This is a genomic window from Bdellovibrionota bacterium, from assembly GCA_035292885.1.
In the GTDB taxonomy this organism is placed as follows: domain Bacteria; phylum Bdellovibrionota_G; class JALEGL01; order JALEGL01; family DATDPG01; genus DATDPG01.
Map to the genome: position 1 here is coordinate 1 of DATDPG010000082.1, position 22,699 is coordinate 22,699.

The 22,699-nt window shown below is 54.9% G+C and carries 21 protein-coding genes; 5 read left to right on the plus strand and 16 right to left on the minus strand.

The genetic code is table 11. The annotated features are described in order from the left end of the window. Window positions 1-118: 118 nt before the first annotated feature. From VI895_06465 to VI895_06510, 10 genes are read right to left on the minus strand one after another with little or no spacing between them, the layout of a single operon-like run. A complete protein-coding gene (locus VI895_06465; GenBank protein HLG19443.1) occupies window positions 119-1,606 on the minus strand; it encodes an NADH-quinone oxidoreductase subunit N in 1,488 nt (495 codons plus the stop codon). 3 nt (window positions 1,607-1,609) lie between these two features. Next, window positions 1,610-3,169, minus strand: coding sequence for an NADH-quinone oxidoreductase subunit M (locus VI895_06470; protein ID HLG19444.1), 1,560 nt, complete (start codon window positions 3,167-3,169; stop codon window positions 1,610-1,612). Between the two features lie 16 nt (window positions 3,170-3,185). Further along, window positions 3,186-5,222, minus strand: a complete 2,037-nt coding sequence (gene nuoL, locus VI895_06475) for an NADH-quinone oxidoreductase subunit L (protein ID HLG19445.1) — start codon at window positions 5,220-5,222, stop codon at window positions 3,186-3,188. 4 nt (window positions 5,223-5,226) lie between these two features. Then, window positions 5,227-5,547, minus strand: a complete 321-nt coding sequence (gene nuoK / locus VI895_06480) for an NADH-quinone oxidoreductase subunit NuoK (protein ID HLG19446.1) — start codon at window positions 5,545-5,547, stop codon at window positions 5,227-5,229. Next, complete coding sequence (locus VI895_06485) at window positions 5,547-6,059, minus strand: NADH-quinone oxidoreductase subunit J (protein ID HLG19447.1); 513 nt, start codon at window positions 6,057-6,059, stop codon at window positions 5,547-5,549. The genes nuoK and VI895_06485 overlap by 1 nt, the downstream gene beginning before the upstream one ends. Next, on the minus strand, window positions 6,056-6,583 hold the full coding sequence (locus VI895_06490) for an NADH-quinone oxidoreductase subunit I (GenBank protein HLG19448.1): 528 nt from the start codon (window positions 6,581-6,583) through the stop codon (window positions 6,056-6,058). The genes VI895_06485 and VI895_06490 overlap by 4 nt, the downstream gene beginning before the upstream one ends. A 3-nt stretch (window positions 6,584-6,586) precedes the next feature. Further along, window positions 6,587-7,927 (minus strand): complex I subunit 1 family protein, encoded by a 1,341-nt coding sequence (locus VI895_06495; GenBank protein HLG19449.1) that lies wholly within the window; start codon window positions 7,925-7,927, stop codon window positions 6,587-6,589. Next, window positions 7,924-9,006: an NADH-quinone oxidoreductase subunit D gene (locus VI895_06500; protein HLG19450.1), complete on the minus strand. Its 1,083-nt coding sequence runs from the start codon at window positions 9,004-9,006 to the stop codon at window positions 7,924-7,926. Before VI895_06500 ends, VI895_06495 begins: the two co-directional genes overlap by 4 nt. Window positions 9,007-9,056: 50 nt before the next feature. Beyond that, window positions 9,057-9,593 (minus strand): NADH-quinone oxidoreductase subunit C, encoded by a 537-nt coding sequence (locus tag VI895_06505; protein HLG19451.1) that lies wholly within the window; start codon window positions 9,591-9,593, stop codon window positions 9,057-9,059. Between the two features lie 14 nt (window positions 9,594-9,607). Further along, window positions 9,608-10,039 (minus strand): NADH-quinone oxidoreductase subunit A, encoded by a 432-nt coding sequence (locus VI895_06510; GenBank protein HLG19452.1) that lies wholly within the window; start codon window positions 10,037-10,039, stop codon window positions 9,608-9,610. A 110-nt stretch (window positions 10,040-10,149) separates the two neighbouring features. On the opposite strand from VI895_06510, the gene VI895_06515 reads away from it, so the two are divergent. Then, complete coding sequence (locus VI895_06515) at window positions 10,150-10,548, plus strand: TIGR02266 family protein (GenBank protein ID HLG19453.1); 399 nt, start codon at window positions 10,150-10,152, stop codon at window positions 10,546-10,548. 180 nt (window positions 10,549-10,728) lie between these two features. On the opposite strand, the gene VI895_06520 is transcribed toward VI895_06515, so the two are convergent. Then, window positions 10,729-11,013, minus strand: a complete 285-nt coding sequence (locus VI895_06520) for an integration host factor subunit alpha (protein HLG19454.1) — start codon at window positions 11,011-11,013, stop codon at window positions 10,729-10,731. Between the two features lie 149 nt (window positions 11,014-11,162). Here VI895_06520 and VI895_06525 point away from each other — a divergent pair, with 149 nt between their 5' ends. Next, window positions 11,163-12,425, plus strand: a complete 1,263-nt coding sequence (locus tag VI895_06525) for a cytochrome c biogenesis protein CcdA (protein ID HLG19455.1) — start codon at window positions 11,163-11,165, stop codon at window positions 12,423-12,425. Between the two features lie 13 nt (window positions 12,426-12,438). On the opposite strand, the gene VI895_06530 is transcribed toward VI895_06525, so the two are convergent. Together VI895_06530 and ligA are read right to left on the minus strand one after the other, a co-directional pair. Next, window positions 12,439-13,854 (minus strand): Ig-like domain-containing protein, encoded by a 1,416-nt coding sequence (locus tag VI895_06530; GenBank protein HLG19456.1) that lies wholly within the window; start codon window positions 13,852-13,854, stop codon window positions 12,439-12,441. 22 nt (window positions 13,855-13,876) lie between these two features. After that, entirely contained in the window at window positions 13,877-15,901 is a 2,025-nt protein-coding gene (gene ligA / locus VI895_06535; GenBank protein HLG19457.1) for an NAD-dependent DNA ligase LigA, read from the minus strand. Window positions 15,902-16,168: 267 nt separating this feature from the next. Here ligA and lat point away from each other — a divergent pair, with 267 nt between their 5' ends. Beyond that, the gene (gene lat, locus VI895_06540; GenBank protein HLG19458.1) at window positions 16,169-17,467 is read left to right on the plus strand and encodes an L-lysine 6-transaminase; all 1,299 of its coding nucleotides are present in this window, start codon (window positions 16,169-16,171) and stop codon (window positions 17,465-17,467) included. A 20-nt stretch (window positions 17,468-17,487) separates the two neighbouring features. On the opposite strand, the gene ftcD is transcribed toward lat, so the two are convergent. The 3 genes from ftcD to VI895_06555 are packed head-to-tail and all read right to left on the minus strand — an operon-like array spanning window position 17,488 to window position 20,856. Next, window positions 17,488-19,134 (minus strand): glutamate formimidoyltransferase, encoded by a 1,647-nt coding sequence (ftcD, locus tag VI895_06545; GenBank protein ID HLG19459.1) that lies wholly within the window; start codon window positions 19,132-19,134, stop codon window positions 17,488-17,490. A gap of 37 nt (window positions 19,135-19,171) precedes the next feature. Then, window positions 19,172-19,693 (minus strand): MogA/MoaB family molybdenum cofactor biosynthesis protein, encoded by a 522-nt coding sequence (locus VI895_06550; GenBank protein ID HLG19460.1) that lies wholly within the window; start codon window positions 19,691-19,693, stop codon window positions 19,172-19,174. Window positions 19,694-19,701: 8 nt separating this feature from the next. After that, a complete protein-coding gene (locus VI895_06555; protein HLG19461.1) occupies window positions 19,702-20,856 on the minus strand; it encodes a deoxyguanosinetriphosphate triphosphohydrolase in 1,155 nt (384 codons plus the stop codon). Window positions 20,857-20,932: 76 nt separating this feature from the next. On the opposite strand from VI895_06555, the gene VI895_06560 reads away from it, so the two are divergent. Then, window positions 20,933-22,249 (plus strand): OmpA family protein, encoded by a 1,317-nt coding sequence (locus VI895_06560; GenBank protein HLG19462.1) that lies wholly within the window; start codon window positions 20,933-20,935, stop codon window positions 22,247-22,249. Continuing rightward, window positions 22,246-22,699: hypothetical protein (locus tag VI895_06565; GenBank protein ID HLG19463.1), on the plus strand; the 454-nt coding region annotated here is incomplete at its 3' end. The genes VI895_06560 and VI895_06565, both read left to right, overlap by 4 nt.

Consider the following 22,699-nt stretch of genomic DNA (forward strand, 5'->3'; position numbering starts at 1 on the left):
GCGCCGCGGAAGACGAGGGACCCTCGCCGGAGCGACCGAGGCGTGGACGAGGATTCGGAGCCCCGGAGCAAGGCGACCGATGTCTTTTCCGGAGCGTAAGGATCTTGTACAGAATTACCTAAAACAGGGCGCCCGCGGAGCGCCCGGCGAATGCTACAACCGGCTCCCAGTAAATTCCCAGGACGAGCGTCGAAATCGCCAGTACCCAGGCCAACGAGCCGTATGCGGTACTCAATCTCACAGGCGTCGGATCCAGCGGAGAATCGAGGTACATCGCCTTCACAATCCGCGCGTAATAGTAAAGCGAAATGGCGCTATTGATGACGCCGACGACGGCAAGCCAATAGAGGCGCTGCTGAATCACCGCGGAGAACAGGAAGAACTTGCCCACGAAACCGGCGAACGGCGGAAGCCCGGTCAACGAAAAGAGAAAGACCGACAAGATGGCGGCCAGGACCGGCGATCTCCATCCCAAGCCGCGATAACCATCGATTTCCTCGGTTCCGATCCGATCGGCCACGGCGGAAATGATCAGGAAGGCTCCCAAGTTCATCAAAAGATACGTCACGAGATAAAAAAGAACGGCCTGGACTCCCTCGTGCGTCAGCGCCGAAAAGCCCATCAGCAAATAACCGGCGTGGGCGATCGAGGAATAGGCCATCAGACGTTTCAAGTTTCTCTGCGGAATTGCGGCTAGATTTCCGATGGTCATCGTCAGCGCCGACAGAATGGCCACCAACAGGCCCCAATGAACAAAGCCAAACATTTCGGTTCCTTGGCCTCCGGCCAAACCGAAGGCGGTATAGAAGAAGCGGATGGCAAGGGCAAATCCGGCGGCTTTCGGGCCGACGGACAGGAACGCCGTGACGGGAAGAGGCGCCCCTTCGTACACATCCGGACACCACATCTGGGTCGGAAATGTCGCGATTTTGAAGCCGAAACCCATCATCACGGACAATAAGATGAAAAGCACGATCGGCGCGGACGAAATTCCGGACAGATTGTGGAAGTAAGCCGCGATATCCATCAGATTGGTGCTCCCTACCAGGCCGAAGAGATACGAAAAACCGAACAACATCGTTCCGGAAGCCACCGCTCCGTAAAGAACGTACTTCAGACCGGCTTCGGCCGACATTCGGCTGTGCTTTTTGAGACCAACCAAGATGTAAGAAAGAATGGAAACGGTCTCCAGCGAGAGAAACATCATGATTAGATCGGTCGACGCCGCCATCATCGACATCCCGACCGTGAGGGCCAAAAGAAAGGCGACGACTTCCGCCAAACTCTTCCCAGCATATTCTTTCGATCGGGCGACAAATAGGACGGTCACGAATGTAACGACACCAAAAAAGATCTTAAAAAAGATCGCGAAGGGGTCCACCGAGATAGCTTCCGAAAACAGCGTTTTCGGCGTGGTTTGGGTCAGCAATCTTGCCGAAAGTACGACATACGTGATCGCCGCCAAAGCGCCCACGGCCGATGCCGCCTTCCGGGAGCCTTTCACGGACGCCCCTATGAGAAGAGTCAAGACCGAGAAAAGCATCATAGCGATCTCGGGCGCGAAGAACGAAAGGCTCGCGCGATTATCTGCGATCCAATTCGTCAAGGGTCACCAAGGACTCGCCATCAACCCAGATAGTTGTTCCAAACTGCTTCCGATCATGTTGAGAATCGGCATTGGATAGATTCCGAGAAAAACCACCAACGCGGCCAGAGGAACGAGCGTGAACAATTCCCGAACGTTCAAGTCCTTCAAGTCCTTCCACTTCTCGTTCAGCGGACCCAAAAAGACTCTTTGGACCGTCCAGAGAAGATACGATGCGGTAATGATCACTCCCAGGGCGCCGATCACCGTGCAAATCTTGAACAAGTTGTCCCCGGTAAACATCAACATTTGATAACCGAATCGCTCGGAAAAGAGAGCATCGGCGTTGAACGATCCGATCAAGACCAGCGCCTCGCTAATGAAGCTCGAGAGTCCCGGAAGTCCCATCGAAGCGAAGAAGGCGATCGACGCAATGGTCGTGAAGACCGGCATGTTGTGGGCCAGACCGCCGAAATCGTTCACGCCTCGGGTGTGTGCCCGGTCGTATATCACGCCGACCAACAAGAAGAGCATGGCCGTGGCCGTGCCGTGGTTGAACATTTGGAGAAGTGCGCCGTTCATGCCGATTTTGGTCAGCGCGGCCATGCCGAGAAGGCAATAACCCATATGGCTGACGGACGAATACGCCACCAACTTCTTGATATCCGTTTGGTGCATGGCGCAGAATGCTCCGTAAATGATGTTGATCGCACCCATCACGGCCAAAAATGGCGCGAACCAGACGCTCGCCTCGGGCAAAATCGGGTAGCAGATTCGAAACACGCCGTAGGTCCCCATTTTCAGCAAAATTCCGGCCAGAATAACGCTGATGGCCGTCGGGGCTTCCACGTGAGCGTCGGGCAACCAGGTATGAAAAGGGAACATCGGGACTTTAATGGCGAAGCCGAAGAACAGTGCCACAAAAACCACTTTCGCGAATGGAAGGCCGAGAATGGAGAGATTCGCGACCGAGAAAGCCGAATGGCGCTGAGCCAACTCCAGCATGTCAAACGTATGCGGTTCGCCGCCGTAAAAATAGACCGCAAGAAAACCGAGGAGCATGAACACCGAGCCGACCAACGTGTAAAGGAAGAACTTGATCGCCGCATATTCCTTTCTCGGCCCGCCCCAGATGCCGATGAGGAAGTACATGGGGAGCAGCATCAGTTCCCAAAAGATATAAAAGAGAAAGAGGTCGAGCGCGCAGAACGTTCCGATCATCCCCGTTTCAAGAAGAAGGAAGAGGAAGAAATATCCCTTGGGCGATTTCTCGATGTTCCATGAGGCGAAAATGCAAAGAAAGCTGAGCAGGGCCGTCAACAGAATCATCGTCACGCTGATTCCGTCGACTCCCATGTAATAATGGATGTTGTACGTTTCGATCCAGGAGAGCTTTTCCACGAACTGCATGCCGGCTTCGGCCCGATTAAAATTTAGGAACAAAACGCCCGAGAGAAGCACAGGGATGAACGTAGCGACCACCGATAACCAGCGAATCGCCGATTTGGCAGCGCTCGGCAGCAAGAGCAGCGCCAAGGCTCCGATCAGGGGAACGAAGGTCATCAGCGTTAATAAATGGGACATCGAAGTTCTCTCCTTCTCAGCTCAAAAAGGACATCCAAACCATGCTCAATAGGACCAAAACTCCGGCCAGAGCGCCGAGGTACGTCTGAATCTGCCCCGTCTGCAGACTCCTCACCCTTCGCCCCAGCGCACCGATGACATTGGCCGTTAAATTGACCAGGCCGTCGACCACCAGCTTGTCGAACAGGCCGAAGATAAATACGAACATTCGCAACAGCCACCCGCATCCGTTTACCGCGCCGTCGATCACCCGCAGATCGAACTTTGCGGAGAATTTGCAGAGAGCGAGCGTCGCTCGCACGACGGTTGCTTGATAAATCTCATCCACCCAGTATTTGTTCCAGAGCGTTCGATATACCGTCCGGAACCTTTGAGCGATCTGATCGGCAGTTCCTGGGCGAACCCGATAAACGTACCGGGCGAAGAAGATCCCCCCGAGCGCTAGCAGGACGGAAGTCAAAGCCAAGGTCATCTCAAGTCCGTGACGGCTTCCCTCATGAGAGCGAACCACGACCGAGGATTCGAGCCAGCGCGGGAACGCCTCGCTCAGAGGCATAAAACCAGGCCACCAGAGCCAGCCACCCACAATCGAGAAGCCGCCCAAGATCACCAGCGGAATAATCATATTGGCGGGAGATTCGTGAATATGATGTTTGACCTCCTCCGAAGCCCTGCACTCTCCGTAGAAGGTCAGAAATAGCAGCCGGAACATATAGAAGGCGGTCATCCCCGCCGCCGCCAGACCCATCAGCCAAAAAATCCAGTGCCCGTGAGGTCTTGAAAACGCCTGCCAGAGAATTTCGTCCTTGGAGAAAAAACCGGCGAATGGAGGGATACCGGCGATCGCCAGCGTCGCCACAAAAAACGTTCGAAACGTCCAAGGAAGGTGAGATCTAAGACCGCCCATTTTCGACATATCCTGCTCGCCGCTCATGGCGTGAATCACGCTCCCCGCTCCCAAGAAGAGAAGCGCTTTGAAAAAAGCGTGCGTCATTAAATGAAAGATCCCGGCGGCGTAAGCCCCCACTCCGCAGGCGAGGAACATGTAACCGAGCTGACTGACCGTCGAATAGGCGAGTACCTTCTTAATGTCGTTTTGAACGAGTCCGATCGTGGCCGCGAATAGAGCCGTCCCGGCGCCAATCGAAGCCACCACGCCCAGCGTAAACGGGGCCAAATCAAACAAAAAACTCAGCCGCGCGATCATGTATACGCCGGCCGTCACCATTGTGGCCGCGTGGATCAACGCCGAAACCGGCGTCGGACCGGCCATGGCATCGGGCAACCAAACGAAAAGGGGAATCTGCGCGGATTTTCCGGTCGCTCCGACGAATAACATCAACGTCGCAAACGTGACCGTGGAGAGACCAAAGATCGACGCGGTTTGAAAGACGTCGACGTTGGCTTTTAACGTCGAAAAATCGACGCTCCAAATTCCTCGCGAAAGTCCGAGCGTCCAAAAGAGGGTGAGAATTCCGAGAATGAAACCGAAGTCGCCGATTCGATTGACGATGAACGCTTTCTTCCCGGCGTCGGCGTTGGTGCTGACCCCGAACCAGAAGCCGATGAGCAGGTAACTGCAAAGCCCTACCCCTTCCCATCCGACAAACATGAGGAGCAGGCTGTCCCCTAAAACGAGAATCAGCATCATCGCCATGAAAAGATTGAGATATGAGAAATAGCGTTCGAAATCTTTTTCATGGGACATGTAACCGGTGGAATAGACGTGGATCAGAAATCCGACGCCGGTCACCACCAAGGCCATGACCGAGGAAAGGGAGTCCAACAGAAATCGCGTATGAACCTCGAACGTCCCGACACGAATCCATGTGAAAATGTCATTCGTCAGGTGAAAAGGCTCGGTTTCGGAATGCGGCATGCCTCGCAACTGGAAAAACCCGACAACGGCAAGAATGAACGACGCAAAGACGCTGCCGCAAGCCAATACGTGGACCGCCGGACGCGGCAACAGTCTCTTTCCAAAGAAACGAATGATCGCGGAAGTCAGAAGCGGAAAGAAGGGAATGAGCCAAATGTAGGAAGCGTCTCTCATCGCCTTATCCACGGAGGTCCTTCATTTCGTCCGCATGAACGGTGCGGTAGAGATAAAAAACCGAAAGAATCAGCGCCAGTGCCACTACGGCTTCCGCCGCCGCCAAAACAATCACGAACACCGCGGCCACCTGGCCGGACAAAGCCAGCGACGGGTTTTTTGCAGGCAAGAAGTGGGAAAAGGCGACGAAGTTGAGCGCCGACGCGTTTAACACCAGCTCCACGCCCATTAAAATCTGAATCACGTTTCTTCGGACCAAAATGCAGGCGATTCCCGCTCCGAACAGAAAGACTCCCAGCACGAGATAGGCTTCCAGCGTCGGCATCACGGCTCCTTCAGCTCTTTCCGGACCAGCATCACCGCGCCCACCATCACGAACAGCAACAGCAGCGAAATCAATTCAAACGGGAGAAGATATTTCGTCAAGAACAGGCGGCCGAGTTCCTTCGTCGTCGGCGAGAAAGCGGCCTCTTGAGTCGCCCATTCTACGGATGACGTCGCCTGGAAGATCACGGCCATGAGAGCGAGCGCAATGGCTATGCCGATCCCGATATTTGCGCCCCGTCCGCGAAACTCGAAACTCACGTCGTAAATTCGCGCCGTCAAAAAGACGCCGAAAATAATCAGGATGACAACGCCGCCGGCGTATACGAGGAGCTGAGTCAATCCGATAAAGTCGGCCCCCAAAAGCACATAGAGCCCCGCCACGCCGGTCAGACAGAAAAACAGTGCCACGGCGGCATGAAGCAGATTCTTCAAAGCCACGACGAGGAGAGCCGAGATCGTCGTCATTCCGGCGAATGCCAAAAACACGAGTTGATGAGCAATCGCGCTCATGTCGCCGCCTCCGCACTCGCTTTCGCTTTCAATTTTGCCTCGGCCTCGTGCGCCATCGCGAGATCCACGGGCCGGACATACGAATAGGTGAGATCCGAGACCCGCGTCGTAGCCGCTTCGAAGCGCCTCGTGTGATGAATGGCCCCCGTCGGGCAGGGCTCCGTGCAGAGACCGCAAAACATGCACTTGGCGATGTCGATATCGAAACGGAGAGGGAATCGTTGTTTGGGCGTCGGTTTACCGGTGATCTTCGACATGACGGACATTTTCTCGCCCTTGACGTCCTCAATCACGATGCAAGCGATCGGACAGGCCGTTTCACACAATTTGCAACTGATGCAAATGTCCATGTCGACCTGAAGAATGCCCCGGTATCTCTCCGGAAGTTGAGATTCGACGTTCACTTCGGGGTATTCGACCGTGATCGGCTCACGAAAGAGGTGAATCAGCGTGACCCACATCCCGATCGCCGTGGAAGTCACTCCTTCATAAATATCCACGAACCATTTTGAAAATGCTGTCATCCTCTATCCCCGAATCAGCATCCAGGTGGCCGTCCACAAGACGCATCCAAAAGCGATCGGAACCAACTTCTTCCAGCAGAGCGCCATCAGTTGGTCAATTCGAATGCGCGGAAGCGTCCAACGGATCCAAATAATCACGAAGACGAAAAAGTAGACCTTCGCCACAAACATCAAAAGCTGCACGACCCAGACGTCTTGGAAGAGGCTCAGACCGACCGCTCCGACCAGACTGACCACGGCGACGCCCAAAAAAGTACTTTTCTTGAATTTCTTCGGTCGAAATCCGCTCAAAAGATTAAAGATCGACTTCCCTTGCAGAACGCCGCCGATGACCCGCCCCAAATAATCGAGACTTTTCAGACCCAGTACAAAGGCAAAAAAGAGGGCCAGCGTGGCGAAAAAAATATTGCTTCGTGAGGGCTGCCATCCCCCCAAGAACGCCGTGACCGTAATGGCGCTGACGAGAATCATGTTGGCGTATTCGGCCACATAGAACATTCCCCAACGCATGCCGCTGTATTCGGTGTTGTATCCCGAAACGAGTTCCGATTCGGCTTCCGGAAGGTCGAACGGCGTCCGATTCGTTTCCGCCAGGGCGGAAATAAAATAAACAAAGAACGCAATCAAAGGCGCGGGAAAAGCCGCCGCGATAAACCAGTTCCGCATGCCTCCCGCCTGAGCGTGATTCAAATCTTGAAGACTGAGGCTGCCGCAAAGAAGAACCGGCACCATCAACGCCAGCGCCAAAGGAATTTCATAGCTGACAATCTGAGCCGCCGACCGCATCGCTCCCAACAGGGACCACTTATTGTTGGAGGACCAACCGGCCAAAAGGATCCCCACGACGACGATGGAAGAAACAGCGATTAGGTAAAAGAGGCCGATATTAAAATCGGCGGCGTAGAGCCGTTTTCCAAAAGGAATGCAGACAAAACTCATGAACGCACCCAAAACTACCAAGTAGGGCGCGAGGCGGAAAAGAATCGGGTCGGCTCCGCTCGGCATGTTGTCCTCTTTCGTGAGAAGCTTAATTCCATCGGCCATAAACTGGAGGAGGCCTTCCGGTCCCACACGATTGCAGCCGATCCGCGCCTGCATCCTTGCGGCGACCCGCCGTTCCACATAGGTCGAAAAGCCGGCCAAAGGCGTCACGAACAGACCGATGATCGCCGTCGCCGCCAGCAACATCATCCCGAAATAGAGCAACTCAATCGGAACCGACGTCAACCCACCATGAAGTGCGGCAAGTCCCTTTGCCAGCCGCGGATAATCCGCATTGTGAGCCGCCGCCCATTGTCCAATACGCTCCAGCAATGCTTGCGTAGCTAATTGCAGATTGCTCATCGATCTATCTCGGGCGCCACGACGTCAAGGCTGGCGACGAGCGCGACAAGATCGGCGATCATCAGACCGTTCGACATCGATTCGATGATCGACATGGCCGCGAAGCTTCCCGTTCGAATTTTGACGCGGTAGGCGTTCTTTGTACCGTCGGAGACGATAAAGTACCCGAGCTCTCCGCGAGCCGCTTCGACGGCACCGTAGGCTTCATTTTTGGGCGGCTTAATGATCCGCGGCACCTTACCGACGATCGGCCCCTCGGGAATCTTCTGGACGCATTGACGCAAAATTTTCGCCGATTCCCTCATTTCCCGAATTCGAACGATGAATCGATCGTAACAATCTCCGACGGTGCCCCGCTCTCCCTTTCCCACGATCACGTCGAACTGAAGCTCCGGATAAACGGCGTACGGCAGATCTTTCCGAAGATCCCATTTCACACCAGACGCCCGCAAATTCGGCCCCACCAGGCCGTACGCGATCGCTTGTTCTTTGGAAATCACCGCCAGATTCGCCAACCGGCCGATAAAAATCTTGTTGTTCGAAATCAGGTTGTCAAATTCGTCCATCAGCTTTTCGAACTGATCCAAATACTTAGTGAGTCGTTCGGGCAGATCGGGAGGCATATCGAAAGCCACGCCGCCGATACGAACGTAATTGTACGTGAGTCTCGCCCCGCAGAGCGATTCGATCAGATCGTTGAGTTTCTCCCGCTCGCGGAGAGCATGAACGAAAGGCGTCACGGCGCCGATATCCATCGGGAAAGTCCCGGCGGCGATCAGATGGCTGACGATCCGGCACATCTCATCGGCAATGACGCGGAGATAATGCGCGCGGGGAGGAACTTCCAAATGAAGAAGCATCTCCACGGCTCGCGCGTAACCGTGATTCGCCGTCATCGCCGCGACATAGTCGACTCGATCGGTATACGGCATGAATCCGGGATAATCGACCATCTCCCCGATCTTTTCGATCGACCGATGGAGGTAGCCGACTTCCGGAATCGCTTTTCGAATGAGTTCACCGTCCGTGAACGTCCGGAAGCGCAGCACGCCGTGCGTGGACGGGTGCTGCGGTCCCATATTCACTTCCATCTCTTCTTCTTTCAGTATGGGATCTGTGAGCGGAGCGATCACTTCTTTACCCCGCTCGGAATGGGAGGCAACGTCGGAAGCTGCGGCATCCCGGTCAGATATTCCCGTGTCGTGGAGACGCCTCGATACGAATCCCGTTCTTTATAATCTTTTCGAAGGGGATGCCCCTCCCAGTCGTCCGGAAGCATGATTCTTCGCAAATCGGAGTGACCGGAAAATTGAAAACCGAGCAAATCATACTGCTCCCTCTCGTGCCAATTGGCCGCCGGCCAGATTCCTTCCACGCTCGGGACCTCGGGATTCTCCCGAGGCACACGCACCTTGAGTTTGAATTCGTGCCGGTGCGTATAGGAAAAGAGCAGATAAACGAGTTCCAGCTCTTCCTTGTAATCCACGCCGGCGATCGAACGCAAAAAATCGAACTCCAGTTGTTCGGAATCACGGCAAAATCCCGCCACTTCGACGATTTTGGCCGGTTCCACTCGTACCCAAGGCTGAATCGTCTCGGTCACCGTCTCCAAAACGACGGGACCGAAGCGGTCCTTTAGAAGCCTCGCAATTTCATCGGCTTTCATAGTGTTCCGAGAATCTAGCTGGCTGCGCGCATTTCGGACGGCGCCGATTCGCTTTCTTCTCTTCGCGCCACCGAACGAATCCACTCAAGATCGCCTCTTCTCCAAGCGTACGCCAGTCCGGCAATCAAGAAGCCCACGAACGCGGCGATCTCGTAATAGGCGACCTTCCCGAGGCCTTGACCCACCCACTCCCGAAAGAGGACGGCGCACGGGTACATAAAAGCGATTTCAACATCGAAAATGATGAAAATGAGGGCAAAGACGTAATACCTGGGATTGAACCGAATCCAAGGTGTTCCAACCGGCAACTCGCCGCACTCGTAAGGGATCGATTTTTCATACGTGGGCCTTCGTGGAGCCAGGAGTCTCGCAAGAAATAAGCTCACCAGGACGAACCCGATCCCGAACATCGCGAAGACGAGAGCATTTGCGAAATCGAAGAGCATTTCTCCCCGTCGAAAACCGTGGGCGTTATACCTAAAACCCCAGGAATTTCTATAACTTTCTAGCCGAGGAAGGTACTGTTCGTTAGAATCAATTGGAGACGGAAAACGAGATGGACCGACCCCCTTCCTCCGAAACAGGCAAACCCAGAATTCCCACACCGACGGAGACAAAAGAACCGGAACGGCGCCGCGAGCTTCGTATTCCGATGCGGGTTCTCCGCGTCGAAGCGGAACGGGAAGGTGAAGTCTTTTTCGGCTACGCCGCCAATCTCAGTGTGACCGGCCTTTTCATTCAGACGACGAATCCGAAACCGGTCGGTACGCAAGTGCACGTCGCGTTTACGCTTCCGAAAGCAAAGGAAAAAATCACGTCAAAAGCGGAGATCGTTTGGGTGCAGGAGTACGCGGGAAAAGACGGCCCCTCGCCGGGAATGGGACTCCGTTTCTTGGAACCACCGGATTCGACTTTAGCCGCGATTCGAAAATTTATCGAAGGAACAAGCGAATAGACCCTGTCCCATAAATAGGTTCGTCGCGAGCCCGAGCGAAAAGGCTGTCAGCAAGGCCGCAGGGACCAAATGCCCGGAAGCGTACTCTCTGCAGTACGTTGAGGACATTTGGTCCCGAGAACGCAGCTGGCAGCCTTTGCAGCCGGGCGGAGCAGAAGCTATTTATGGGACCGGTTCCAGTTACTCCGTGTTAAGCGCGTCCCGGAGAACCTGGCTCGGCTTAAACGTCACGACCCGGCGGGCCGTGATCTCCATCGCATCGCCCGTCTGAGGATTCCGCCCGAGGCGAGCCTTCTTATTGCGTACGGTGAACGATCCAAATCCTGAGATCTTAAGGTTTTCTCCCCGTTCCAGCGTCCCTTTCATCGTCTCGAACAACAATTCAACGATATCGGTGGAATCTTTCTTGGGGAGACCAATCTTCTCGCAGATCACGTCGATAATGCTCGCCTTCGTAAAAGACATTTCAGCCTCCGATCGAGTGGGGAGTTACGAAATACATAATAAATCCAAAGGATTGGAAAGGCAAGCCCTTTTTAGCTGATAATTCGATGCCTTAGCTCGTCCACTTGACCCGCAAGCGCCTCCGTCCTTATATGTAGGCGTAGTCATTTATGCATAGTCTTCAGCTTACGGCCTCTCAGATTCTGGAATATGGCTTCCCTTTGGCCGTTGGAATCTCCCTTTTGGGAGGAATTCTTACCTCTTTGACGCCATGCGTCTATCCCCTCATACCGATCACCGTGGGAATCATGGGCGCCCAAAAAGCCGCTTCGACGAGCAAAAGCTTCGCGCTCTCTCTTTTCTTTGTCTTGGGCCTTGCGCTCATCTATTCGGTACTCGGGTTTAGCGCCGCTTCGGCCGGCATTCTTCTTGGATCACTCAACCAAAATGTCTGGGTCGTCGGGTCGATCGCCCTCCTCTTTTTCGTCATGGGATTGAGCCTGCTCGGGCTCTTTGAATTCCGTCTTCCGCACCGCTGCACGCAATGGCTTGCAACACAGGGCGGGACTGGGTTCTTCGGCTCTTTCGTCCTGGGAGGTGCAACCGGGCTTCTAGCAGCGCCGTGTGCCGGACCGGTGGTGGCCGGAATCCTCGCCTTTGTCGCACTCGGCTCCCATCCGATGCGGGGATTTTTCCTCTTATTTTCCTTCAGTCTAGGTCTGGGGCTTCCGTTCTTACTTCTCGGTACGTTCTCGCATCTGGCGAAACAGGTTCCAAGAAGCGGCCTCTGGACGGTCTGGATTAAGAATCTCTGCGGCATCGCTTTGATCTTCGCCGGCTATTGGTATCTCCGCCCCCTCTTCCCGCCATATGCGTGGCAGATCGCCGTGGCGCTGGGTCTCGTTATTTCCGCTCTATTTCTGCCGAAAATCTTGCCGAGTTCCGGATCCTCTTCCGTTACTCCCCACTCGTTGGGCCGGATCGCACTGGCGCTCCTTGCGGGAGTTCTCTTGATTCCAAAGGGCGCACTGCGGAACGATGGACCCGGACGTTCTGGAGCTGCCCGGATCGCCTGGCTATCCAGCGAATCGGACGGGTTAAAAAAGGCGGTGGAAAACTGCAAACCGCTCATCATCGATTTCTTCGCCGATTGGTGTGAAGCGTGCCACGAATTGGACCGTGCGACGTACGCCGACACCCGTGTTCAAAAAATGATTCGTGACGGTTTCGTTCCGATCAAAATCGACGCCACAAAAATGAATGGAGACGTTCAAAAAACGCTGATGAAATACGGCGTCTTCGGCCTGCCCACGGTTCTCTTTTTGAATCCGAACGGGGATGTCTATCGGGATTTAACGCTGACGGGATTTCTCCCTGCGGATGAGTTTCTCGAATTGTTGTATCGCGCGACTTCCCAAACGGGAAAATGCTGAGGGAGGCACGCCTTTATAACCCTTTGCACGCCGTGCGCTCGAGCGTAAACCGATCGTGCGGCTGGCTCCCGCCGGAACCTCCGACAGCAAAGAACTGGGACACGGGGCCTCCCCCGCCGTCCACCATCGCAAAGGTCCGTACAAGCGTAACTTTACCGTCCGCATCTGTCAGAAGATCGTAGGTCTCTTCCCACGGCCCCTGCTTCGACTCGTCATTGTCCGGAATGCACCGCGCCTGGCTCTGCCGCGTCACCAAGATTTGTTGAGCGGCGTTCGGCTTTCCGCACTCGAAAAGAGACTGGAACGCCATCGAAAACTCATAGCTCTCCGGATCGACGTACGTATCTACGGGATAGCTGACGAACTGCTGCTGCGTGACGACCAGCGAATGAACCTCTGCGGAGATTCCCTTGAACTGAGGCAAACTGATGCTCACCAGTACCAGTCCCTCATAAGCGAATTCTGAAACCGATCCTGCTCGCAGAACGAACGTGGCCGTGCCGTTCGAATCGGTGGAAGCCTCCGCAAACGGCTTGTTGTCCGAGCCAACCACGACATAGCCATTGGCGACATCGACACGAACCGTAGCGAGCTGCAATTTCTGATTCGCCTCTCCCAGGACCTGAACCACCAGAAGATCGGCATACAGGTTGTTCGTATAGGTACATAACGGCGCGCCGTTCCCATCTTCCACGCCGGAGATCACGCGAGCGACTACGGACTGAGCTCTTTCGTGAAACCGATACGTGGGGATCTCCCCCGCCACGAACCACCTCGCCTCGATCTCGATCGTTCCCTCCAAAGCACCTAGCGTGGCGTTGGAACTCGCATAACCGTTACTGTCCGTCGTGACGGGGCTTCCCACCGTAGCCTGACCGGAGACTACGCTGAATTCCACCGTGGCGCCGGCGACCGGATCTCCACTCTCATCTTTCGCAAGAACCACCAGAGGATCCGGAAGATCCCCATCGATCGTTCCCACCTGCTGATCGCCCCCCACAAGGAATAAGCGCGGACCGGTGGCGGGCAGCGCGGTAATAGCAAAATCCACCCTTCGCGTCGGGTCATCCAAGAGATTGGGGATGAGTTCGGCCCGAACCATGACCGTGCCGATTTCGGATCCGAGGGTGAATTCGATCTCCGCAAAACCGGTTTCGTTCGTTTCTAGTTCCGTCGAATCCGAGAACGACCCCTGCCCCTGAAGGATTGAAAATTGAATGCGCGCGGCCGACAACGGGTTATCCTCTTGATCCACCGCCTGTACCCTCAAGTTCTCTTGCAGGGACGTTCCGATCTCCGCGGATTGGCCGTCCCCCGCGACCAACGTCAGCCGAGGTTGAACTTCGGCGGGCGATCGAATCGAGTCCAGAAGGCCGCATGCCGGCAAACAACAAAGGAGGATTAAAGCACAGAAGTTCGTTTTGCCCATTCCCTGTCTCCTTCCCCACGTTTCAACTTATCATCCCATAAAGTTCCTTCTCATTAATCACCTGCACGTTCTTCTTTCTGGCCGATTCGAGCTTGTTGGCACCGACGTTCTCGCCAGCCACAAGGTAGTGGGTCTCCTTCGTTACGCTCGGTGTCCATTTCCCCCCCGCCCGAACAATGTCCGCTTTCACTTCGTCCCGAGATTTTGAGAGCGTGCCTGTAATGCAAAACGTCCGACCCGCGAGCTTGCCGGAGCTTTTTTCTTTCTTCTTTTTCGGGTCGACGCCGAGGGACCGAAGCTTTTCGATCACCTGTCGATTTCTTGATTGGGCGAAAAACTCTGCGATCGCTTCGGCCATTTTCAGACCGATGCCGTGGATCTCGTCCAATTCCGAACAAAGGGCCTCTTTCGGTTTCGTTAAGAGGCGGTCCAAAGACTGGGCGTAATCGGCTAGAACCTCCGCCGCAACCTCCCCGACCTGCGGAATTCCCAGGGCGGTCAGAAGTCTCACAAGCGTGGCGTTTTTCTTGGCCGTTTCGATCGCTTCGATCACATTTCGGGCCGATTTGTCCGCCATCCGTTCCAACGCTGCGATCTGATCCTTTTTCAAACGGAAAAGGTCGGCCACGTCTTTCACCAATCCCGCGTCCACCAGCTGATCCACGAGCGCGGGGCCGACACCGTCGATGTTGAACGCCCGGCGGGTCGTGAAATAACGGATCGATTCCTTCAGCTGCGCGGGACAGGAAAATCCGTTCAGACAACGGAGGGCTACGTCATCGTCCGTAAGCTTACCGACAGGTCCGCCGCAAGCCGGACATTTCTCCGGCTCCGGAAATTTACGCTCCTTTCCCGTGCGCGCGTCGGTGAGCACCTCGACCACTTGAGGAATAATTTCTCCGGCCTTTACGATATGAACCGTATCGCCGATCCGGATATCTTTGCGTTGGATTTCCTCAAAATTGTGAAGGCTGGCGTGAACGTTGGAGGTACCCCCTAAATCGACAGAGTCGAATACCGCCACGGGTGTAAGCACCCCAGTTCGACCCACTTGAACGCGGATTTCGCTTATTTTAGTAGTCGCCCGCTCCGCTTCGTACTTGTAGGCAATCGCCCAGCGCGGAAATTTCGCTGTTTTGCCCAAAGAGCGCTGGTCTTTATACCGATCGACTTTAATGACGAGACCGTCCACATCGAACGGAAGTTTGTGCCGACGTTCCCGCCAGTATTCACAAGCTTCCAAAATTCCTTCGACTCCCTTCACTACTTTCAGTCCCCGATTAATCGGGATTCCCCATTTTTTGAGTCGCTCCATCGAGGCGCTATGTCCCTCGTCAAACGAAGCTCCCTCCACGAGTTGGTAAAATAGAGCCCGCAAAGGCCGCTTGGCCGTCAATGACGGATCCAGAAGCCGAACCGAACCGGCCGCGGCGTTTCGGCAGTTCTTGAATTCCGGAAGCCCCTCCCTTACCCGCTCTTCATTGATTCGTTCCAACTCTTCCCGTTCGATGTAAACCTCCCCCCGAATATTGACGGGGGAATCCATCTCTTCCCTTGTTTTGAGCCGCAACGGAATGGCTCGAATCGTTTTGAGATTGCTGGTGACATCCTCTCCGGTCAGGCCGTCCCCTCGCGTCGCTCCGCGGGTCAACAAACCTCTTTGATAGGTGCACTCGATTCCGAGGCCGTCGATTTTCGGTTCGATGGAATACTCGATTTTTTCGAGTCCCAGACCCTCGACCACTCTCTGATGAAAGGCCCGAAGCTCCGCTTCGTCGTACGTATTGTCGAGCGACATCATTTTTTCTTTTCGGACGACTTTTTGAAATTCCGCCAAGGGGGGGCCGCCTACCCGCTGCGTGGGGGAATCGGGAGTCTGAAGCGATGGGTACGTTCTTTCGAGGTCGAGCAGGTCCCGGTAAAGCCGGTCGTATTCCGAATCCGAAATCGACGGAGCGTCCTCCACGTAATATCGGACGTCGTGTTCCGAAATGGTGCGGCTGAGCTCCGCATGCTTCTTCGTCACTTGGGCGGGAACTGCGGACATTTCGTTTCTCTCTCACCGTGGTATGGTCCGTTTGTCAATGGTCTTAGTGTCCCGAATCCGACATATCTTGATAGTCGGCCGCCGCTGCATCCCGGCTGGCTGCGTTGCTCCTCCTCGACGTACAGCTTTGCAAGTACGCCTTCGTCGTCGCGCCTTGCCATCCAGGCGCATCGGCGTCCTTTGTTATCAAGCTACGTCAGAATCGGAATACTTGTGATTTCCAACCACGTTGACCCACCATCGGCCCCCAGATATAGTCCGAAGGCTTTGGATCTTCACGCCAAACTTGGAAAATACGTCTTGGCCGAGGGGTTTCCGCTATACCCCGATGTGGAACGCAGCCACGGCGCGTATCTTTACGACACGAAATCGAACCAGGAGTTCCTGGATCTCTTTTCGTTTTTCGTCACTCAGCCACTCGGTTTCAATCATCCGAAACTGGCCACGGACGAATTCAAACAGAAGCTGGGGCGATTCGCCGTCCACCGGCCGACGCTCTCGGACGTTTACACCCCCGAGTACGTCTCCTTCGTCGAAACTTTCGCCCGAGTCGCGGGACGGGGATATTTCGAACATTATTTCTTTGTCGAAGGGGGTGCGCTCGGCGTCGAAAACACTTTGAAGGTCGCCTTTGACTGGAAAGTGCGCAAGAACCTGGCGAAGGGCCGGGGTGAAAAAGGCCACCAAATTATTCATTTCCGCGAGGCTTTCCATGGCCGGTCCGGTTACACCGTTTCGATGACGAATACGTTCGACCCGAACAAGCACCAGTATTTCGCCAAGTTTTCCTGGCCCCGTGTGACGAATCCGAAACTTCGCTTCCCGGTCACGAACCAGGTCTTGGACGAAACCATCGCCGCGGAAAAACGTTCCGTTGCGGAGATTGAAAAGGCCGTTCACGATCATCCGGATGACATCGCCGCGCTTATCATCGAGCCGATCCAATCCGAAGGCGGGGACAATCATTTCCGACCCGAATTTTTGAAGGAATTGCGCCGCCTCGCCGACGAACACGATTTTCTCCTAATCTTCGACGAGGTTCAGACCGGCATCGGCCTCACGGGAAAGATGTGGGCGTTTGAACATTTCGGCGTAGTCCCGGATCTGATTGCGTTCGGCAAGAAGGTGCAGGTCGGCGGATGTCTTTCAACCACGCGGGTGGATGAGGTGAAAGACAACGTTTTTCATATGCACAGCCGAATCAATTCGACGTGGGGCGGGAACCTCGTCGACATGATTCGTTCCGAACGCTATCTCCAGATCATCGAGGAGGATCGTTTGGTCGAAAATGTCGCGAATGTAGGCGAATATTTTCTCGCCCGGCTTAACGATTGGGCCCAAGAGCGGCCTCGAATTTCCAATGTACGCGGCCGGGGATTGCTGATGGCGTTCGATCTTCCCGATACGGCGACTCGAGATCTTTTGCGAAACCGGCTATTTGAAAATCAACTCATGATCTTGGGGTGCGGACCCAAGAGCCTTCGAATCCGCCCTCATCTCGACTTCACGCGCGAAAACGCCGATCGCGCGATGGAACTCCTGACCAAAACAGAACGTTTGATCTAACCGATCGAATTTCGCTTCTTTTAAAGAATCCGTCGCTCAATATCCGATACGATCCTTGTGGATTTTTCGACCACTTCCGAACGAAGGCTCGTCGCTTTTCGCCGAGTGGTATCCACCCACGCCGCGTCTTTCAGGCTCGAGAGATTGATCAGGACATTCAGATAGGCCCCTTCCGCGCACGTGCGCGCGCATAACGCCGCGACTCCCGCGTCCGAGAGCGAGTTCGGGTTTCCTTTTTGCGCCACTTCGGCCACGACGCCGAGAACCCGCAAAGAATGTTCAAGCACGCGAAGCGGCACCTCCGTCGCCTCTTTCGTCGCCTGTCCGACCTGTTGTTCCTTGATTTTCTTCTCTTCCGGAGATTTTCCCGGCTTTCGAAACGCCTCCATCACTCGATTGAACGCCGCGGCATCTTCATCTACAGCATCCATAAACCATTCCTTCAGTTCCTGCCCCATAACAGCCGAAGATTTCATCGCATTCCAGTTCGATTCGAGCCCCTTCTTGCCGACGGTGAGATTGGCGACCATCGCCCCGAGAGCGGCGCTGAGGGCCCCGCATAAAGCGGCCACGCTGCCGCCTCCAGGGGCGGGCGAATCGGAAGAAACCTCGTCGATAAACGCGCGAGTGGTCAGTTCCATGAGCGACTCCTTTCCGGCGGAAATTTTGTACTCAATCACTTTTTGGCGGACGTCGAAGGGGGACAATTCGGAGAGACCGAGCGATCGAATCGCAATGTGCGCGAGTTCGCTTTCAGGCAAGCCTGGCGACTTCCCCTGCTTGTCCAAATAATATCGACCGGCCATTAAAAGTGCTTCCTTGGGTATGAGGCCGACCAGTTCACTTCCGGTGACGCGCAAACCCAGTTTTTTAGCCTCTTCGCGGCATGTTTCGAAAGCGATATGCGGCGGCGTAACGTGATAATCGAGGAGATTGATCGAGACCTGCGCACAGCCGTATTCCGCGATCGTCCAACCGACGGCTCGTACGCCCGGCAGAAGTCCCGGAACGTGAATTTTTTCTCCGTTCGTCTTTTGCGTTCGGCCGGTTTCGCGAATTCGAAGAGCAATTTCATGTGCGAGCTTTTTGTCCCGTGTATTGAGATTCACGTTGTAGGCAATTAAAAACTCCCGAGCGCCCACGGCTGTCGCTCCGCTCCGGGCTTTAAATTCGGCCGGTCCGAAATCGGGGCTCCATTCCGGGTCGGCCAGTTTCTTCTCGAGCCCTTCGTATTCTCCCTCGCGGATGTTTGCGAGTGACCTTCGGTTCGGTTTCGAAGCGGCTTTCTCGTACAAATAGACGGGAATTTTGAGTTCCCGACCAACGCGCTCCCCTACCTTCCGCGCGATCTCGACACATTCCTCCATCGTCACGTTGGACACCGGCACAAAGGGACAGACGTCCGTGGCGCCCATACGGGGATGCTCGCCCCGATGTTTTCGCATATCGATGAGATCTGCGGCCCGCTGAATGGCTCGGAAAGCCGCTTCGGCGACGGAATTTGGCGGACCAACGAACGTGAATACCGCGCGATTCGTCGCCTTACCGGGATCCACGTCCAGAAGGACGACGTCCGGAACCATGGAAATTTCAGCGGAAATCGCGTTTAAAACCGACGAATCCCCTCCTTCGCTGAAATTCGGGACACATTCGACGATCTTTTTCATTCCCTCTTTCTGGTTGCGAATGTTTGCTCGGGTTCGTTCATTCGTTTCGATTCTTAAGAACCTCCCCCACAATATGATTCAGCTGGGGAAGAATCAGTTGATTTAAGGCCAAACGAACCGCGGCGGGAGAACCCGGAATCGAAAAGACGACGGAACCGCGAAAAACGCCGCCTACGGCCCGACTCAGCATAGCCGCGGCGCCGATCTCTTTGTAGCTCAGATAACGGAAAAGTTCTCCGAATCCGGGGATCTCCTTCGTTAAAATCTCTTTCAAAGCCTCGATCGTAGAATCCCGCGGGGCGATTCCTGTCCCGCCGTTGACGATGACTACGGCGACCGGGAGATTTTCAACCGCCTTTCGAATGGTGGAAATGATCTGCTTCGGCTCGTCTTTCACAATGGCGTAGCCCGCGACTTTATGGCCCGCCCCTTCCAGAGTTTCGATGATCGTCCGGCCGCTCTCATCCGTCCGCGGGTCCCGCGTATCGGATACGGTTAAGACGAAACAGGCGACCGACTTCGGATCGTCCTTGTGATGTACGTGCGAGCTGCGCTTCATCGCCCGCGCTAAACCCGGGTGTGCGGGTCGAAAAGCTTTTGATGCTCGTCGAGCGCGAAGCGATCGGTCATGCCGGCGATGTAGTCGCAGATGATCCGTTCCACCGGTTCTTCCTGCATCCGGTCGACGAATTCCCGAGGCAGTTGTTCCGGACGGGATCGATACGCATGAAAAAGGTCGGTCAGCATCCGCCGAGCTTTCTCCTCCATCCGAACGACTCGATAGTGCGTGTAAAGATGATCCCACAAAAATTTCTTGAGCTGCTGATTCTGTTTTGAAATTTCCTTTGAAAAACCGGCCAGTGATTTGTCCGCCCGATGCACATCCGCCAGCGATTCCAACCCCGCCTTCCGAATGTTTTGATCGGTTTGCGTGATGAGATCCTCGACCAAAATCGTGATCATGGCCGAGATCGTCATATGTTTGAGGTGGAAAAGCGTGAGTTTCGGATGCTTCGCCTTCGTTTTCTCGAACGCACTTTTCCAAAGCATCGCCTGCTCCAACGCTTCCGGTTCGATCATTTGCGAAGACAATCCGTCGTCCACGTCGTGATTGTTGTACGCGATCTCGTCGACATAATCGATCAGCTGCGCTTCCAGCCCCGGTTGTAAAGCCGGCTCCAGGTCGGAAGGGACTTTGTCCGGCGTCCAATGGGACGAATGTTTCACGATTCCCTCACGAACTTCAAACGTCAGATTCAACCCTTTAAACGTGGGATACCTCCGCTCCAGGTAATCGACGACGCGCAAACTCTGCTGATTGTGCTCGAAACCCCCATACTCCTTCATGAGGGCCGTCATGGCCCGCTCACCCGAGTGGCCGAACGGTGTGTGTCCGATGTCGTGGGACAAAACCAGGGCTTCCGTGAGGTCTTCGTTAAGTTCGAGGTTTCTCGCGACCGTACGGGCGATCTGCGCCACCTCCAAACTGTGCGTCAGTCGCGTGCGATAATGGTCCCCCTCGTGGTTCACGAAAACCTGGGTCTTGTACTCCATCCTTCGGAACGCCGCGGAATGAATGATACGGTCCCGGTCCCGTTGAAAATCGGTGCGAAAACGGGGCTTTTCCTCTTTATACCGACGTCCACGGCTTGATATGGCCAGGCTCGCGACCGGCGCCAGCCTCTCTTTCTCCAATTGTTCGAGTTGTTCTCTCAACAGCATCTTTTTTTTCCTGGACGAAGCAGACACAGGGAATCTAAAGTGCCGCATGAAGTCAAGAGAAGGATTTGTTGGTCGTATGAAGAGACTCCCCGCGCTAGTCCTGCTGATTTTCCTTTTTTCGCCGCCTCTGTCGGCCGACCAAGCCGATCACACGCTCTTTGGCCGGGCCGGGGATCGTTACGGCCCGAAGCGAAATGCCGTGACGTTCACGCCTTTTTACGGCTGGTACTTCGACGGAAAGAATCAGCATTTGGCCACCAGCGCCGATCATTACACGGAAACGAACAACGTCGGTTTTCGTTTCGGCTGGGCGTTTCATGAGTACGCGGAATTCGAAGCTTCTCTGGGATATACGCCGACGAAGACGCTCACGGCCGACCAGAATGTTTACTACTACCTTTTCAATGCCGTCGGCCAATACCCGGTCCTGGATCAATGGGTCCCTTATGCAACGTTCGGTTTGGGAGGAATTTACTTCGCGCCATCCAACGTCAACGGGGAGGGCGATTTCGCGATCGATTACGGCGTGGGTTTGAAGTACTTTGTGTTCAAGAACCTCGCCATTCGGCCCGACTTCCGCGTGATCACCTCTTTTGGCAGCTTTACAAATCACGCCTTCCTCCCGTCCATCAATCTCACCTATTACGCTTCCGTCGGAAAACCGAAGCCGGGGGACCGGGATCGCGACGGGATAGCCGACCCGAACGACCGATGTCCGGATGCGCCCGAAAGCATCAATCAATTTCAAGATGAAGACGGCTGTCCGGATGAAACTCCTGCCGTCGTCACGGTAATGGCGGATCGGGACAAGGACCAAATCGCCGATTCGGAGGACGAATGTCCGGATAAGCCGGAAACAAAAAATGGTTACAAGGACGGCGACGGCTGCCCCGATACGATCCCCAGCTACGAAGTGATTTTCGGGGACAAAGACGGCGACGGGATCAAGGACGACCTGGATAAATGTCCGGAAGTTCCCGAAACGGTCAATGGAATTAAGGATGACGACGGCTGTCCCGATCGAGACATCGATGAATTTCTCGGCGTCCTCGAAGGTGTATATTTCAAATTCAACCAGGCCGAGATCGAGACCGCTTCGTACAGCGTTCTGGAGAAAGTGGCCAACGTCCTCAAAAAATATCCGAAATTGAAAATTCAGATCGACGGCCATACGGATAGCGACGGACCGGACGGATACAATATGAAGCTCTCTAAGGATCGGGCCGAAAGCGTTCGGCACGCTTTGATGGCTCAGGGGGTCCAATCGAATCGCCTCACCACTCGCGGATACGGCGAAAAGAGGCCGATTGCAGCGAACGACTCCCCCACCGGCAAAGCACTCAATCGTCGAATCGAATTGAAACTCTTGAATCCTAAAGTCCTCGACGAATGACCGTTCGGCGTGCGAAGGCGCTGTTGTCCCTTCTGGGGCTGGCCGCACTTTTGTCCTGCGACTCGCCTCAAATTTCATGGCTTTGGAAAACGTTTGAGCATCCCACCTATCGCTTCACCGTTCGCGTACCGCGCGGCTGGACGATTAAGCGGGACGGCCTTTTGGGATCGGCGGTGGCCTTCTTGGCGTCGGATGAGGATCCGCTTTACCGAGCGAACGCGAACATCGTCGTTGAGTTATGGAAAGACAACAAATCGCTCGATACGTTGGCCGACCAGGCCGTGCAACATCTCACGTTTTTGATGAACGACTATGAGCTTCTTTCGCGCGCCCCCACGCGTCTTGGAAATCTCCGTGCGATTGAATTGCGCGGGCGGTACCGGGGGCCCGAAGGCCTTCGGATCCTTCGAACCGTGATCGGACTTTCCGAAGACACGTATTACATCGCTA